The sequence below is a fragment of the Streptomyces sp. LN549 genome, from assembly GCF_043203805.1.
GTDB lineage: Bacteria > Actinomycetota > Actinomycetes > Streptomycetales > Streptomycetaceae > Streptomyces.
The window spans coordinates 7,508,376-7,522,962 of record NZ_JAZHRI010000002.1; the positions used below are offsets into that span (position 1 = coordinate 7,508,376).

The 14,587-nt window shown below is 68.7% G+C and carries 12 protein-coding genes and 1 pseudogene; 6 read left to right on the forward strand and 7 right to left on the reverse strand.

The window, feature by feature from the left end; translation table 11 throughout:
* Positions 1-2: 2 nt before the first annotated feature.
* From SH922_RS33535 to SH922_RS33555, 5 genes and pseudogenes are all read left to right on the forward strand, one after another.
* Positions 3-325: pseudogene (locus SH922_RS33535) on the forward strand (sigma factor); the annotation flags it as partial.
* A 146-nt stretch (positions 326-471) separates the two neighbouring features.
* A complete protein-coding gene (locus SH922_RS33540) occupies positions 472-900 on the forward strand; it encodes an SAV_915 family protein (protein WP_393062314.1) in 429 nt (142 codons plus the stop codon).
* A 17-nt stretch (positions 901-917) separates the two neighbouring features.
* Complete coding sequence (gene lysA, locus SH922_RS33545; protein ID WP_393062315.1) at positions 918-2,297, forward strand: diaminopimelate decarboxylase; 1,380 nt, start codon at positions 918-920, stop codon at positions 2,295-2,297.
* A 98-nt stretch (positions 2,298-2,395) separates the two neighbouring features.
* On the forward strand, positions 2,396-2,485 hold the full coding sequence (locus SH922_RS33550) for a K(+)-transporting ATPase subunit F (RefSeq protein WP_393062316.1): 90 nt from the start codon (positions 2,396-2,398) through the stop codon (positions 2,483-2,485).
* Between the two features lie 164 nt (positions 2,486-2,649).
* A complete protein-coding gene (locus SH922_RS33555) occupies positions 2,650-3,459 on the forward strand; it encodes a GNAT family N-acetyltransferase (RefSeq protein ID WP_393062317.1) in 810 nt (269 codons plus the stop codon).
* An 81-nt stretch (positions 3,460-3,540) separates the two neighbouring features.
* Here SH922_RS33555 and SH922_RS33560 read toward each other — a convergent pair whose 3' ends face one another.
* Complete coding sequence (locus SH922_RS33560) at positions 3,541-5,421, reverse strand: APC family permease (protein WP_393062318.1); 1,881 nt, start codon at positions 5,419-5,421, stop codon at positions 3,541-3,543.
* A gap of 262 nt (positions 5,422-5,683) precedes the next feature.
* Here SH922_RS33560 and SH922_RS33565 point away from each other — a divergent pair, with 262 nt between their 5' ends.
* A complete protein-coding gene (locus SH922_RS33565; protein ID WP_393062319.1) occupies positions 5,684-6,247 on the forward strand; it encodes a universal stress protein in 564 nt (187 codons plus the stop codon).
* On the opposite strand, the gene SH922_RS33570 is transcribed toward SH922_RS33565, so the two are convergent.
* The 6 genes from SH922_RS33570 to kdpF form a co-directional block, all read right to left on the reverse strand.
* Complete coding sequence (locus tag SH922_RS33570) at positions 6,242-8,785, reverse strand: ATP-binding protein (RefSeq protein WP_393062320.1); 2,544 nt, start codon at positions 8,783-8,785, stop codon at positions 6,242-6,244. The genes SH922_RS33565 and SH922_RS33570 overlap by 6 nt on opposite strands.
* A 69-nt stretch (positions 8,786-8,854) precedes the next feature.
* The gene (locus SH922_RS33575; RefSeq protein WP_393062321.1) at positions 8,855-9,538 is read right to left on the reverse strand and encodes a response regulator; all 684 of its coding nucleotides are present in this window, start codon (positions 9,536-9,538) and stop codon (positions 8,855-8,857) included.
* 115 nt (positions 9,539-9,653) lie between these two features.
* Positions 9,654-10,319, reverse strand: a complete 666-nt coding sequence (locus tag SH922_RS33580; protein WP_393062322.1) for a potassium-transporting ATPase subunit C — start codon at positions 10,317-10,319, stop codon at positions 9,654-9,656.
* A gap of 6 nt (positions 10,320-10,325) precedes the next feature.
* Positions 10,326-12,464 (reverse strand): potassium-transporting ATPase subunit KdpB, encoded by a 2,139-nt coding sequence (gene kdpB, locus SH922_RS33585; protein ID WP_393062323.1) that lies wholly within the window; start codon positions 12,462-12,464, stop codon positions 10,326-10,328.
* Positions 12,461-14,125, reverse strand: coding sequence for a potassium-transporting ATPase subunit KdpA (kdpA, locus tag SH922_RS33590; protein WP_393062324.1), 1,665 nt, complete (start codon positions 14,123-14,125; stop codon positions 12,461-12,463). The genes kdpB and kdpA overlap by 4 nt, the downstream gene beginning before the upstream one ends.
* A 7-nt stretch (positions 14,126-14,132) precedes the next feature.
* Positions 14,133-14,222 carry a K(+)-transporting ATPase subunit F gene (gene kdpF / locus SH922_RS33595; protein ID WP_078075662.1) on the reverse strand — a complete coding sequence of 30 codons (90 nt, stop codon included), beginning with the start codon at positions 14,220-14,222 and terminating at the stop codon, positions 14,133-14,135.
* Positions 14,223-14,587 lie beyond the last annotated feature (365 nt).

Here is a 14,587-nt window from a genome sequence, read left to right on the forward strand (position 1 = left end):
TCATGCGTGGCGCAGGTAGGTCCGTACAACACGGAGCAGGGACACAGGCGGCCGAGCAAAGCAACGGCCTGCCACGGATCGAGGATGCGAGGAAGGTCGCTCCCAGGGACGCACGGGCGCTGTCCAAGGTGTTCTTCGACCGGCTCCAGGCCCTCAACGAGGCACCCGTGAGTACCAGTACGCGCGGAACACGCTCATCGAGATGAACATCTCCCTGGTGCAGTTCGCGGTGGGCCGCTTCCGCAACCGCGGGACCGGGGCCATGGAGGACATCGTCCAGGTCGGCACGATCGGCCTGATCAAGGCCGTCGACCGCTTCGATCTCTGTCAATCGCGCGTCAAGGGTCGGGCATCCGGGATCAAGGGTTCGCCAACGGACACCTCCGGCCCGGTAGGAGTGGGCATAGCGTCATTGGTATGCCCCGGCGTACGAGCAGGCCGGGGCGCCGACCCGTCTCCACGAGGAGTGCCATGAACGACAACCAGCGTGCCGAGGACCCCGACCCCCTTCATTCGAACCGGGTCGGAGCATTGTTCGTTCCGGTCCGGCCAGGGCCCGTGGGCTACTGTGCCCGGCTCTTCCGTACGCCTCTCGGCGTCCGCACCGCAGTCGCCTTCACCAACGAGCGACAGCTGACCCGCACCCTCGGCCAGCAGCAGACCTGGATCCGGCTCTCCGAACCGGCGGTACGCGCCCTCGTTGCGCCCCTAGGAGTTGTCGGCCTCACCGTCGACCCGCAGCTGGCCGCCCCAGGGCCCGGCGCCGCACCCGTTGGCAGGGCGGACAGCCCTACGAGCGGTGAGCCGCAGCGCAAGCATCGGCCCGCCCGGGATTCGCGAGTGACTGACACGCTGCGCGCGAGCGGCACACCGTCGTTGTCTCCCGCATCAACCTCATGACCGGCTGGGGGAACACCATGAACACACCACTGCCGGCACTTCCGGCTCCGACGTCGGTGCCGACCCTGCCGCGCGCAGTCCCCGTGCCGCCGGCCAACGCCGCAGGTCTGTCGGTCTGGCCCGCTTCCGCGCGGCTCACCTCCCGCGGCGATGTCGCGGTGGGAGGTGTCTCCCTCGTCGAGGCCGCCGAGCGCTTCGGGACGCCGGTCTACCTCCTCGACGAGGGCGAGGTGCGGGAACGCTGCCGCACCTACCTGCGGGCCTTCCCGGACACGGACGTCATCTACGCGGCGAAGGCGTTCCTCTGCCGCGCGCTCCTGCACTGGGTGCAGGAGGAGGGCCTCGGCCTGGACGTCTGCTCAGCCGGTGAGCTGGAGTTCGCCGTCACCAACGGCTTCCCTCCTGAGCGCATCGTGCTGCACGGCAACGCCAAGAGCCCGGACGACCTGAGCGCCGCACTGCGACTCGGCGTCGGAAGGATCGTCATCGACAGCGCGTGGGAGATCGCCCGACTGTCCGCGCTCATTCCGGACGGCGCCCGCCAGAAAGTGCTGGTACGTGTGGTCCCCGGCGTCAGCGCGGGCGGTCACGCCGCGATCCGCACCGGCACGGACGACCAGAAGTTCGGGCTCTCCCTCGCCGACGGCAGCGCCCAGCACGCCATCGCCCGGATCCTCGACCAGCCGCACCTGGAACTGGCCGGACTGCACTGCCACATCGGCTCGCAGATCACCACGGTCAAGCCTTACCTGACCGCGCTCCGGCGCATGGTCGGGCTGCTGGCCCACGTTCACCGTCAGCATGGGGTGGTGCTGCCCGAACTGGACATGGGCGGCGGACACGCGGTCGCCTACCGGCCGGGGGAGGACCCGCTCGACATCCCGTCCCTCGGCGACCGCCTCCGTCGCGAACTCGCCACGAGCTGCACCGCGGCCGGCATCCCCGTGCCCCGGCTCACCATCGAGCCCGGCCGCGCCCTGGTGGGGCCCGCAGGCGTGGCGCTCTACCGGGTGCTCGCCGTCAAGCGGAACGGCGACCGCGTCTTCGTGGCCGTGGACGGCGGAATGAGCGACAACCCGCGGCCCGCGCTGTACGGCGCCAGCTACGCGCCCCGCCTCATCGGCCGCCGCTCGACGGCCGAACCCTGCACGGCGACCGTCGTCGGCCGGCACTGCGAGGCGGGCGACGTACTCGCTGCCGATGCGACGGTGCCGGACGATATCCACCCTGGAGACCTGGTGGCCATCCCGGTCGCCGGCGCCTACCACCTCTCCATGGCATCCAGTTACAACGCGGTCGGCCGCCCGCCCGTGGTCGCCGTCCACGACGGCCGCGCCCGGCTGCTGATACGCCGAGAGTCCCTCGCCGACATCAACGGCCGCGACATCGGGCTCTGAACCGTCCGGGACCCGCACCCCCTCCAGCCTTCTCTCCCCGTAGACCGTGAAGGAGTTGTTATGCCCCGTGCCCGCAGTGGGTCCGATGGTGTGCACCCGTGACCACTGAGAACATCGTCGGTCTGATCGTCGCTGCGAGCCTTCTCGGATACCTGGTGCTGTCCATCAAGTATCCGGATCGGTTCTGACACCGACTCCCCGCGTCGCGCTGTCGTGACTTCACCGACAGAAATACGGGACGGTCCGGGAGGACGTGCGCGCGGGCGACGGACTGCCCCGGTCCCAGACATCGCGGGGCGGTCCCCAACAGGCCCGCCCCGCCCCGCACTCGAACCAGCAGGTGGTGCCGCACGTGATCCAGCTTCAGCCGAACAGCCTCTTCGGGCCGGCCCGTTGGTTCCCCACCGGAACAGCGGGGCCTCCCACCCTCGTCGAACACGTCATACGCACCGGGGCCGGCCGTTGGTGGGCCGACAGCGTTGTCCAGCCACAGGCCGTCGCAGTGAGCTGTGCGAACCACGTAGTCCTGCGCGGCGATCCGTACGCCCTCGCGCTGGACTCCCTTGCTCCTTTCGCCGACAGCTACGTGGAGGCGCCGTCCCGCTTCCTTCCGGTCCTGCGCGCCTCGTTCGAGAGGATCGTGCCGCAGGAGCGGATGCTCTACGTCCGCCGCGCGCTTGCATCCGCACCGGTGCAGCGGCTGATGCGCGGTGTGACGGTACGCCCGCTCGTGCCCAAGGACGCCCCGGCTCTCGCGGCGCTGCGGCCGGAAGCGGCCTGGATTCACGCCAGTTGGGAGGGCTCGGCGGGCCTCGCCGCCTCCGGATGTGGGTGGGCCGCCTTCCACAGGGGCCGGATTCTCGCCGTGGCCTGCACGTATCTCCGGGGCAGCGTGTACGAGGACATCGCATGTGTCACGGTTCCCGACCGCCGGTCCGAGCACCTCGCACACGCCTGTGTGACCGGTCTGTGCGCGGACATCGATGGCCGCGGCCGCACCGCGAGTCTTTCCTGCGCGCGAGAGGACCGTCCCGGCCGCCTCCTCGCCTGGAACGCCGGATTCCGGCTGCAACGCGAGTACGTCCGCTACGCGACCGGGCGACCCACAGCGCCGCACCACCCGATGCCCGCAATCTCCGTGCACGCTCAGGACGGGTTCTGATCAGCCGCCGCAGGTTGGCGGACGTGCCGAATCCGCAGCAGTCGGCGATGGCCGGGTGCTGCGGATTTCATGCGAGGGGGGCTACCGCAGGTTTCGGTCTGCGGGCGGTTCGGCCGACTCGTCCAGGAGCCGGAACCGCAGGCGGCAGATGACCGCGGTGGTTTCGTGGCGCACGGCGTGGGCGACGACGGCACCGCGTTGGTTCTGCAACAGCCGCTGCCACAGATGGGCAGGTTCGACCTCGGGGATGAGCACGGTGATCCGCATGCCCGGATCGGTGGCCGCCAACTTCCGTACGTACGCGGCGACCGGGCGGCCGATCGTGCGGCGGTCAGAGGCGATACGGACCAGAGGGACACCCGGATTCCACAGGGCCCAGTCCCGCTCCAGCGCCTCGGTCTGGGCGCGGTCCTCGGCGTCCGGGTGGCAGACCGTCACCGCGTGGACCTCGTCGCCGAGGGACACAGCGGCGGTAAGGGCCTCGCTGGTGAGCCGGGTGAGGGAGGAGACCGGAACCACGATCAGTGAACGGTCGCGGTGCGGTGGCTCCGGGATGCGGCCGACTTCCAGGCGTTCGCCGATCCTGGTGTAGGCGCGGTGGACGGACTCGAAGCCGGCGACGAGCAGCGGCAGGGTGACCATGATCAGCCAGGCGCCGTCGTGGAACTTGGTCGCTGTCACGACGATCGCGCTGACCCCGGTCAGGAGGGCGCCCAGGCCGTTGAGCACTGCCTTGCCGGACCACCTGGGGCCGCGGACCGCGAGCCAGTGGATGACCATGCCGGTCTGGGCGATCGTGAAGCCGACGAACACGCCGATCGCGAAGAGCGGGACGAGAGTGTTGGTGTCCCCGCCGGAGAAGGTCAGGAGGGCGGCGGAGACGGCAGCGAGTGTGAGTACTCCGTGGCGGTGTACCTGCCGGTCGGCCTTGAGCCCGAAGACGTGCGGCAGGAAGTTGTCGCGGGCCAGCAGGTTGAGAAGAACCGGCAGGCCACCGAACGACGTGTTGGCGGACAGGGCCAGCAGCACCATGGTGGCGAACTGCACGACGTAGAAGGCGAGATTGTGCCCGAACGATGCGTCGGCGAGCTGCGCCAGCACCGTCACACCCTCGACTGGCTGGAGACCGAACCGGGAGATCAGCACGGACAGACCGATCAGCATCACACCGAGCAGCGCGCCGAGGGCGACCTCGGCGCGTTGTGCGCGGCGCGCGGCGGGGGCGCGGAAGGACGGCACGGCGTTGGCGATGGCTTCGACACCGGTGAGCGCCGAGCAGCCCGAGGCGAAGGCTTTGAGGAGGAGCAGCGCACCGACGGTGGTTGCGTTGGTGCCGAGTACGGAGGCGTGGCCGGCAGCCGCTTGTGTGCTCACCGGGGCGTCGCGGAACAGGCCGACCAGGATGAGGACGAAGATCGCTCCGACGAACACCGCGGTCGGCGCGATGAACGCCCGCGCCGAGTCCACGATCCCGCGCAGATTGACGGCGGTGACCAGGACCAGGACCCCGAGGCACAGCCACAGCCGGTCCTCGTACAGCGCCGGGAAAGCGGAGGTCAGCGCTGCCACGCCCGCGGTCACGGCGACGGCCACGTTCAGCACGTAGTCCAGAACCAGGGAGGCGGCGGCCACCAGGCTGGTGCGGCGGCCCAGATGCGTCTTGGCGACCGCATAGCTTCCTCCGCCGTCCGGGAACGCGGCGATGACCTGCCGGTACGAAGCGACGAGAACCGCCAGCAGCAGGGCGATCGCCACGGTGACGGGGAGGGTGAAGCCGAGCCCGTAGCCGCCGGCGGCCGCCAGCACCAGGACGATGGCCTCCGGCCCGTACGCCACCGACGCCATCGCGTCGAGCGACAGAGCGGCCAGCCCCGTCACGGTCGTGAGCTTGTGCCGGGCCCCGTCGTCAGGGGGTTCCTCGGCGCGCGATGCGGCGCCTGACTCTGAGGTGAGGACGGACATGTGGTTCGCACTCCTTCGTTCCGGTTCCGCTCAGCGTGCGCGCGTATGCGGCCGGGCGAGCCCGGCACTGGCGCGTTCTTGGCGCTGGGTGCCGAACTCTTCCCGTGTTCTTGACACAAGGGCCGGGCAGGGGCGATGGCGCCTGTCAGGAGCCCGTATGGGTCTTTGGAACCTGCGTCAGGGATGCGCCAACAGAGCGCATGCAGGGGACGCACCGGCGCTTCCATGAAGGGACAGGAACCGAGCCGGAAGCGGTGGCCCCATGGACGTATCCGTCCGCCCACGTGTGGTGGTCGGCGTGAGCTGCTCGCAGGGGAGCCTTGCCCCGCTGCACCGGGCCGCGGCTGAAGCCCGACGCATCGAGGGAGAGCTGTGGGCGGTGCTTGCCTGGGAGCCGCCCGGCGGTGAACTCGGTCACCGGAGCCTGCTCTGCTCGCCGCAGCCTGCCGAGTACCGAGGCTCGGCGCGGGAACAACTGTGTAGGGCGCTCGATGCAGCGTTCGGCAGCGCCGGCCCCGACGTCCCGTTGCAGTCGCTGGTCGTGCGGGGTTCACCGGGACGGGTGCTGGTGGAGATCGCCGGCCGGGACGACGACCTCCTGATCGTCGGCACCGGATCGCGCCGATGGCTGCACCGCGTGCTGTGCCCGTCCGTGGCACGCTACTGCCTTGCACACGCGTCGTGTCCGGTGCTGGCCGTTCCGCCTTCGCTCCTGGAGAAGGAGCTCGGCACGCTGCGGCGAAGGATCACCTGGCGGCTGCCGTTGGACGTCCGGGAGCTGACCGGCCCCGAGCCCCCGCAGCCTGGCAAGGGGCAAGTGTCATGACGTCATGGTGGCCGGCAGATCGGGTCTGACCGGGGGGCCGTCGCCCGCGGCGCGCAGAGTGAACACCATGGTGAAGCCGCCTCCCGGGGTGTCCTCAGCTGCGAGCGTTCCCCCCATCGCCTCCACGAAGCCGCGGGCCACCGCGAGGCCCAGGCCGACTCCGGCGCCTCGCGGGGAGTCGCCGTAGCGTTGGAAGGGAGCGAAGATCCGTTCCTTGGCCTCGTCCGGTACGCCCGGCCCACGGTCGACCACCCGGACTTCGACCCGGTCGGCGATGGCACTGACCGCCACCAGTACCGCTTCGCCCTCCGGGCTGTACTTCACGGCGTTCTCGACGACGTTGGCAACGGCGCGCTCCAGCAGGCCCGCGTCGACGGCCACCAAGGGCAGATCCTCCGGGATGTCCAGTCGGACGCTGTCCTCAGGGACGCCACCGAGCGCCATGGGAACGATCTCGTCGAGGTCCTTCGCCCGGATCAGCGGCCGGACCGTTCCGGTCTCCAGCCGGGACATGTCCAACAGGTTCCCGATCAGATGGTCGAGGCGGTCGGCTCCCTCCTCGATCCCGGCCAGCAGCTCGGCCCGGTCCTCGTCGGACCACTCCACGTCGGCGGAGCGAAGGGACGTGACGGACACCTTGATGGTCGCCAGCGGAGTCCGCAGATCGTGGCTGACAGCAGCCAGAAGCGCCGTGCGGATCCTGTCACCCTCCGCGTGCTCACGCGCCTGCTCGGCTTCCCCTCGCAGGCGCTGGCGGTCGAGTACGACGGCGGCCTGGGCGGCGAAGGCGGCGAGTACCCGGCGGTCCTCGGCCGGCAGTACACGCCCCGAGAGGGCCAGTGCCATGTGTCCCCCGACGGGCATATCCACATCGGCGTCCTCGGGGCGGGTGACGGGCGTCGGCCCGACGCTTCCCGTGCAGCTCCATCGCTCGACCTCGCTCTGCCGCTCCAGAAGGGCGACGGACTCCATCGCGAAGGTCTCCCGCACCCGCTCCAGCAGTGCGTCCAGGGTGGTCTCGCCGCGCAGGACGCTGCCCGCGAGAAAGGACAGGATCTCGGACTCGGCGCGCAGCCGCGCCGCCTGGTGGGTACGGCGGGCCGCGAGATCCACCACGGAAGCGACGGAGACCGCCACACTCACGAAGATGGCGATGGCGAGGATGTTCTTCGGATCGGAGATGGTCAGCCGATGCAGCGGTGGTGTGAAGTAGTAGTTCAGCAGAAGAGATCCGAGCGCGGCGGAGCCCAGCGCGGGAAGCAGCCCGCCCACCAGGGCGGCGGCCACCGTCAGCGACAGGAACAGAAGCATGTCGTTGGCGAGGCCGAGATCCGCGTCGATGTTGGTGAGCAGCGCGGCCAGGAGCGCAGGGCCGGCGACACCCACCACCCAGCCCCAGACGCTTCGGGCCGTGCTCAGGCGGGCATGCCGGGCCACGGGCAGCCTTCGCCCGCGGGCGACTTCCTCGTGCGTGACGATGTGGACGTCCAGATCGGGGCCGGAGTCCCTCGCGACCGTTGCGCCGACACCCGGTCCGAAGATGTACTGCCAAGCCTTGCGCCGGCTGGAGCCGAGAATGATCTGGCTGGCGTTCACACCACGCGCGAACTCCAGCAGGGACTGCGGAACATCGTCGCCGATGACGTGGTGGAACGTGCCACCGACGTTCTCGACCAGAGTGCGCTGTACGGCAAGGTCTTTCGGTGAGGCGGAGGTCAGGCCGTCGCTTCTGGTGATGTACACCGCGAGCACTTCTCCGCCGGCCCCCTTTTCGGCCAGCCGTGCGGCCCGGCGGATCAGCGTGGCACCCTCGGGGCCGCCGGTGAGTCCGACGACGATGCGTTCGCGGGCCTGCCAGGTGGTGCGGATGTTGTGCTCGCCGCGGTACTGCTGGAGGTATTCGTCGACCCGGTCGGCGACCCAGAGCAGGGCCAGCTCGCGCAGGGCGGTGAGGTTGCCGGGGCGGAAGTAGTTCGACAGCGCGGCGTCGAGCTTGTCGGGCTTGTAGATGTTGCCGTGGGCCATCCGCCGGCGCAGGGCCTGGGGCGACATGTCGACCAGTTCGATCTGGTCGGCGCGACGGACCACCTCGTCGGGCACGGTCTCGCGCTGGCGCACGCCGGTTATCGACTCGACGACGTCGCCGAGGGACTCCAGATGCTGGATGTTCACCGTCGACACGACGTCGATGCCGGCGTCGAGCAGCTCTTCCACGTCCTGCCAGCGCTTGGCGTTGCGGCAGCCCGGAACGTTCGTGTGGGCCAGCTCGTCGACCAGGGCGACGGCCGGTTTGCGTTCCAGGACGGCGTCGACGTCCATCTCGGTGAAGACGGCGGAGCGGTACTCGATCTCGCGGCGCTGCACCTGGTCCAGGCCGTGCAGCATGACCTCGGTACGCGGTCGGTCGTGATGCTCGACGAAGGCGACGACGCAGTCGGTGCCCCGCTCCACGCGGCGGTGTGCCTCGGAGAGCATCGAGTACGTCTTGCCTACCCCCGGCGCTGCGCCGAGGTAGATCCGGAGCTTCCCGCGTCCCATGGTTCCGACAGGTCCGTTCTCTGAGATTCGACTGGATGGGTGGGAGCCTCGGACGATGCGTGCGGGCACTTACCTCTCGAAGCGGTATCCCATGCCCGGGGCAGTGATGAAGTGACGGGGATGCGTGGGGTCGGGTTCGAGCTTCCGCCTCAACTGGGCCATGTACACGCGGAGATAGTTGCTGTGCGTCCGGTGCGTGGGACCCCATACCTCGTCCAGGAGCTGTCGCTGGCTGACGAGCCGACCGGTGTTCCGGACCAGGATCTCCAGCAACTGCCATTCGGTCGGTGTCAGTCGGACGGTGTGGCCGTCTCGCGTCGCCTCCCTCGTGACCAGGTCGAGAACGAACCCACCGGTGACGACTGTTCCCTCGCCACCGGCTGACGGTGCGGAGCTTGTGCGCCGGGTCGCGACGCGCAACCGGGCGAGGAGTTCGTCCATGCTGAACGGTTTGGTGATGTAGTCGTCGGCACCGGCATCGAGTGCTCTGACCTTCTCGTCGGACGCGATCCGCGCGGAGACCACGAGGATCGGTGCCCGGGACCATCGCCGCAGCCCTCGCATCACCTCGATTCCGTCCATGTCGGGCAGCCCGAGATCCAGTAGGACGGCGTCAGGGGGATGCGCCGCAGCGAGCCGCAGTGCGGTGTTCCCGTTGGTCGCGGCGTCCACCTCGTACTTGCGGGCGTGCAGATTGATCGCAATAGCCCGGACGAGCTGCGGCTCGTCCTCCACCACCAGCACCCGAGTCATCGGCGTGCCGCCTTTCCTGTCGTGCGCGAGCCGGGGCGACCGGCTACGTGGGCGGGAGCCGGGGAACCGGGGCTTGTACCTGCGGCCTCGGCTCCCGCCCGTTGCTGTAACCCGATCACTGCTCGACGAGGTCCTTGAGTGCGATGTTGAGCTGGAGGACGTTGACGCGTGGTTCGCCGGCGAAGCCGAGGATGCGGCCGTCGGTGTGCTGGTCGACGAGCTTGGCGACCTGGGCGGTGTCGAGGTGGTTGCGTGCGGCGACGCGGTTGACCTGGAGGTCGGCGTAGGCCGGGGAGATGTCGGGGTCGAGGCCGGAGCCGGAGGAGGTGACGGCGTCGGCGGGGACCTGGGAGGGGTGGACGGGGTGGCCGGGGACGGAGTTGTCCTTGACGACGGCGGCCTTGGCGGCGGTGACCCAGTCGATGAGTTCCTCGTTGTCGCCGGAGCGGTTGGTCGCGCCGGAGAGGATCAGGGAGTACTGGGTGTTGACGCTGTTGGTGCCGAGGCCGTTGGAGGGGCGGGGCTGGAACCACTTGAGGTCGGGGGCCGCGGTCTCCTGGCCTTTCTTGAGGGGGAGGTCGTAGCGCTGGCCGATGAGTTCGGAGCCGACGACCTTGCCGTTCGCCGTGATCTCGGAGCCGTTGGCGCGGCCGGGCATGAGTCCCTGGGCGACGCCGGTGACGGCGAGCGGGTAGATGACGCCGCAGACCAGGGTGAGGACGAGCAGGGCGCGCAGTCCTGCCCAGAGCAGTCGGGCGGAGTTTCCTACGGAGTTGTTCATGGCAGGTCAGCCGATTCCGGGGATGAGGGAGATGATCAGGTCGATGATCTTGATGCCGATGAACGGGGCGATCAGGCCGCCGAGTCCGTAGACGCCGAGGTTGCGGCGGAGCATCGAGTCGGCGCCGCTGGGCCGGTAGCGGACGCCCTTGAGGGCGAGCGGGACCAGCGCGACGATGATCAGCGCGTTGAAGATCACGGCGGACAGGATCGCGGACCGCGGTGAGGACAGGTCCATGACGTTGAGCTTGTCCAGGCCCGGGTAGACCACGGCGAACATCGCGGGAATGATCGCGAAGTACTTCGCGACGTCGTTGGCGATGGAGAACGTCGTCAGTGCGCCGCGGGTGATCAGGAGCTGTTTGCCGATCTCGACGATCTCGATCAGCTTGGTCGGGTTGGAGTCCAGGTCCACCATGTTCCCGGCCTCCTTGGCGGCCGAGGTTCCGGTGTTCATGGCCACGCCGACATCGGCCTGGGCGAGCGCCGGGGCGTCGTTCGTGCCGTCACCGGTCATCGCGACGAGTTTGCCGCCCGCCTGCTCCCGCTTGATGAGGGCCATCTTGTCCTCGGGGGTGGCCTCGGCGAGGAAGTCGTCGACGCCCGCCTCCTCGGCGATGGCCTTCGCGGTCAGCGGGTTGTCGCCGGTGATCATGACCGTACGAATGCCCATCCGGCGCAGCTCGTCGAACCGCTCCCGCATACCCTCCTTGACGACGTCCTTGAGGTGGATGACACCCAGGACTCGTGCTCCCCGGTTGTCGTGTACGGCTACCAGAAGCGGTGTACCGCCGGCTTCGGAGATCGCGTCGGCCAGCCGGCCGGCGTCCTCGGAGACCGCACCGCCCTGGTCACGGACCCAGGTGAGAACGGAGCCCGACGCACCCTTGCGGATTCGCCGCGCGGTGCCGTTCTCGGTGAGGTCCACCCCCGACATCCGGGTCTGTGCGGTGAACGCCACCCACTCGGCGCCGGACAGTTCGCCCTGGTGACGCTCACGCAGCCCGTACTTCTCCTTCGCCAGGACGACGATGGACCGGCCCTCGGGTGTCTCGTCGGCCAGCGAGGAGAGCTGGGCGGCGTCCGCCAGTTCGGCCTCGGTCACACCTGCGACGGGGAGGAACTCGGCGGCCTGGCGGTTGCCGAGGGTGATGGTGCCGGTCTTGTCGAGCAGCAGCGTCGACACGTCGCCCGCCGCCTCGACGGCACGCCCGGACATGGCGAGCACATTGCGCTGGACGAGGCGGTCCATGCCGGCGATGCCGATCGCGGAGAGCAGCGCACCGATCGTGGTCGGGATCAGACAGACCAGCAGTGCGGCCAGCACGATCATGGACTGCTCACTGCCGGCGTAGATCGCGAACGGCTGCAGAGTGACCACGGCCAGCAGGAACACGATGGTGAGGGACGCCAGCAGGATGTTGAGCGCGATCTCGTTGGGTGTCTTCTGCCGGGCCGCGCCCTCGACCAGGGCGATCATCCGGTCGATGAACGTCTCGCCCGGCTTGGTGGTGATCTTGATGACGATGCGGTCGGAGAGCACCTTCGTACCGCCGGTGACGGCGCTGCGGTCGCCTCCGGACTCCCGGATGACCGGGGCCGATTCGCCGGTGATCGCGGACTCGTCGACGCTCGCGACGCCCTCGACGACATCTCCGTCGCCCGGGATGATGTCCCCCGCCTCACACACCACGAGATCACCGATGCGAAGTTCCGCGCCGGGGACCCTCTCCTCGTTCTTGCCGATGATCCGGCGGGCGACGGTGTCGGTCTTGGCCTTGCGCAGGGTGTCGGCCTGGGCCTTGCCGCGACCCTCGGCGACCGCCTCCGCCAGGTTGGCGAAGATCGTCGTCAGCCACAGCCAGACGGCGATCGCCCAGCCGAACCAGTCCGTCGGATCCGTCGCCGCGAGCACGGTGGTCAGCACCGAACCCACCAGCACCACGAACATCACCGGTGACTTGACCATGATCCGGGGGTCGAGCTTGCGTACGGCATCGGGGAAGGACTTGAGTAGTTGCTTGGGATCGAACAGGCCCCCGCCTACGCGTCCTTCGTTCTGGTGACCAGTGGGCGCGTCCTGGTGCGGTGCCCGGGAGGGGGTGACTGTGGACATCGAGTCCTCTTGCTTCAGACGAGTGGTCATGACGCCAGCCCCTCGGCCAGCGGCCCCAGCGCGAGAGCCGGGAAGTAGGTCAGGCCCGTGATGATCAGGATCGTGCCGACCAGCAGGCCGCTGAACAGCGGCTTGTGTGTGCCCAGAGTTCCTGCCGTCGCCGGTACGGGCTTCTGCTCGGCGAGCGAGCCGGCGAGGGCCAGGACGAACACCATGGGCAGGAACCGGCCCAGCAGCATCGCGAGCCCGATCGTGGTGTTGAACCACTGGGTGTCCGCGTTGAGCCCGGCGAACGCCGAACCGTTGTTGTTGGCACCCGAGGTATAGGCGTACAGAATCTCCGAGAAGCCGTGCGCACCCGTATTCGTCATCGAACTGGCAGGCGTCGGCAACGCCATCGAAGCGGCCGCGAAGCACAGCACCAGAGTCGGAGTGATGAGGATGTAGCAGGCGGCGAGCTTGATCTCGCGGGTGCCGATCTTCTTGCCCAGGTACTCCGGCGTACGGCCGACCATCAGACCGGCGATGAACACCGCGATGATCGCCATGATCAGCATCCCGTAAAGGCCGGACCCCGTCCCACCAGGAGCGATTTCACCCAATTGCATGCCGAGCATGGTGATGCCGCCGCCGAAGCCCGTGTACGACGAGTGGAAGGAATTGACCGCGCCGGTGGAGGTGAGGGTGGTGGCCACCGCGAAGATGGACGAGCCGCCGACGCCGAACCGGTTCTCCTTACCCTCCATCGCCCCGCCGGCAATGTCGAACGCGGGCCCGTGGTGGGCGAATTCGGTCCACATCATCAGCGCGGTGAAACCGAGCCAGATGACGCCCATGGTGGCGAGGATCGCGTACCCCTGCTTGAGCGAGCCGACCATGCGGCCGAATGTGCGCGTCAGGGCGAACGGGATGACGAGGATCAGGAAGATCTCGAAGAGGTTGGAGAGCCCGTTGGGGTTCTCGAAGGGGTGGGCCGAGTTGGCGTTGAAGTAACCGCCACCGTTCGTGCCCAGCTCCTTGATGGCCTCCTGCGAGGCGACCGCGCCGCCGTTCCACTGCTGCGAGCCGCCCGTGAACTGACCGACCTCGTGGATGCCGGAGAAGTTCTGGATCGCACCGGTCGCCACCAGCACGAGCGCGCCGATCACCGAGATCGGAATCAGGATCCGCACGGTGCCGCGCACCAGGTCGGACCAGAAGTTGCCCAGCTCACCGGTGCGGGACCGGGCGAATCCCCGGACGAGTGCCACCGCGACGGCGATGCCGACAGCGGCCGAGACGAAGTTCTGCACCGCCAGGCCGCCGGTCTGCACGACGTGGCCCATGGCCTGCTCGCCGTAGTACGACTGCCAGTTGGTGTTCGCGACGAACGAGGCCGCCGTGTTGAACGCCTGGTCGGGGTCGATCGAGGAGAAGCCGAGCGATCCGGGCAGCGAGCCCTGGATCCGCTGCAGCAGATACAGGAAGAGGACGCTCACCGCGGAGAAGGCGAGGACACCCCGGAGATAGGCGGGCCAGCGCATCTCCGTGTTCGGGTTGGCGCCGATGGCCTTGTATATCCACTTCTCCACCCGCAGATGCTTCGGAGAGGAATAGACGCCGGCCATGTAGTCGCCGAGGGGGCGGTATGCCAGACCCAGCGCCACGACGAGCGCGAGTACCTGGAGCACACCAGCGAGGACGGGGCTCATATCGGGCTCAGAACCTCTCCGGGTAAAGAAGGGCGAGGACGAGATAGCCCAGCAGGGCGACGGCCACGACAAGGCCGACGATGTTCTCGGCGGTCATAGTTTGGCCACCCCCCTGGCGACAAGAGCCACCAGCGCGAAGACCGCGATCGTGGTGACGACGAAGGCCACGTCGGCCATCGTGTGCTCCTAGGTGAGATTCGGATACTCGGACACCTTGAGCAAAGCGCCATAACGAGCACTTGTGCCTTCCGTTGACAGGTCCCTTACGGCCATTGACTGGTCTTTGACGAGACCCTTACGCCGCCGCACCCGACTGCGGAAAGATGACTGCCCTTAGCCCGACCGGGCCGTCAGAAGGGTGTCAATACTCGTGCCCGCAGCCGGGCGCGCCCTCGACATGCCCCTAGATTTCGTACGCCGCTCAAGGTGGCGAACGTCGGCGGCATCGCCGGGTGCCGGGAT

Coding starts and splice junctions, on each gene's coding strand:
- SH922_RS33580 (WP_393062322.1), bottom strand. CDS start 10,319: ATGAACAACTCCGTAGGAAACTCCGCCCGACTGCTCTGGGCAGGACTG.
- SH922_RS33570 (WP_393062320.1), bottom strand. CDS start 8,785: ATGGGACGCGGGAAGCTCCGGATCTACCTCGGCGCAGCGCCGGGGGTA.
- SH922_RS33565 (WP_393062319.1), top strand. CDS start 5,684: ATGGACGTATCCGTCCGCCCACGTGTGGTGGTCGGCGTGAGCTGCTCG.
- kdpA (WP_393062324.1), bottom strand. CDS start 14,125: ATGAGCCCCGTCCTCGCTGGTGTGCTCCAGGTACTCGCGCTCGTCGTG.
- SH922_RS33540 (WP_393062314.1), top strand. CDS start 472: ATGAACGACAACCAGCGTGCCGAGGACCCCGACCCCCTTCATTCGAAC.
- SH922_RS33560 (WP_393062318.1), bottom strand. CDS start 5,421: ATGTCCGTCCTCACCTCAGAGTCAGGCGCCGCATCGCGCGCCGAGGAA.
- kdpB (WP_393062323.1), bottom strand. CDS start 12,464: ATGACCACTCGTCTGAAGCAAGAGGACTCGATGTCCACAGTCACCCCC.
- SH922_RS33575 (WP_393062321.1), bottom strand. CDS start 9,538: ATGACTCGGGTGCTGGTGGTGGAGGACGAGCCGCAGCTCGTCCGGGCT.
- kdpF (WP_078075662.1), bottom strand. CDS start 14,222: ATGACCGCCGAGAACATCGTCGGCCTTGTCGTGGCCGTCGCCCTGCTG.
- lysA (WP_393062315.1), top strand. CDS start 918: ATGAACACACCACTGCCGGCACTTCCGGCTCCGACGTCGGTGCCGACC.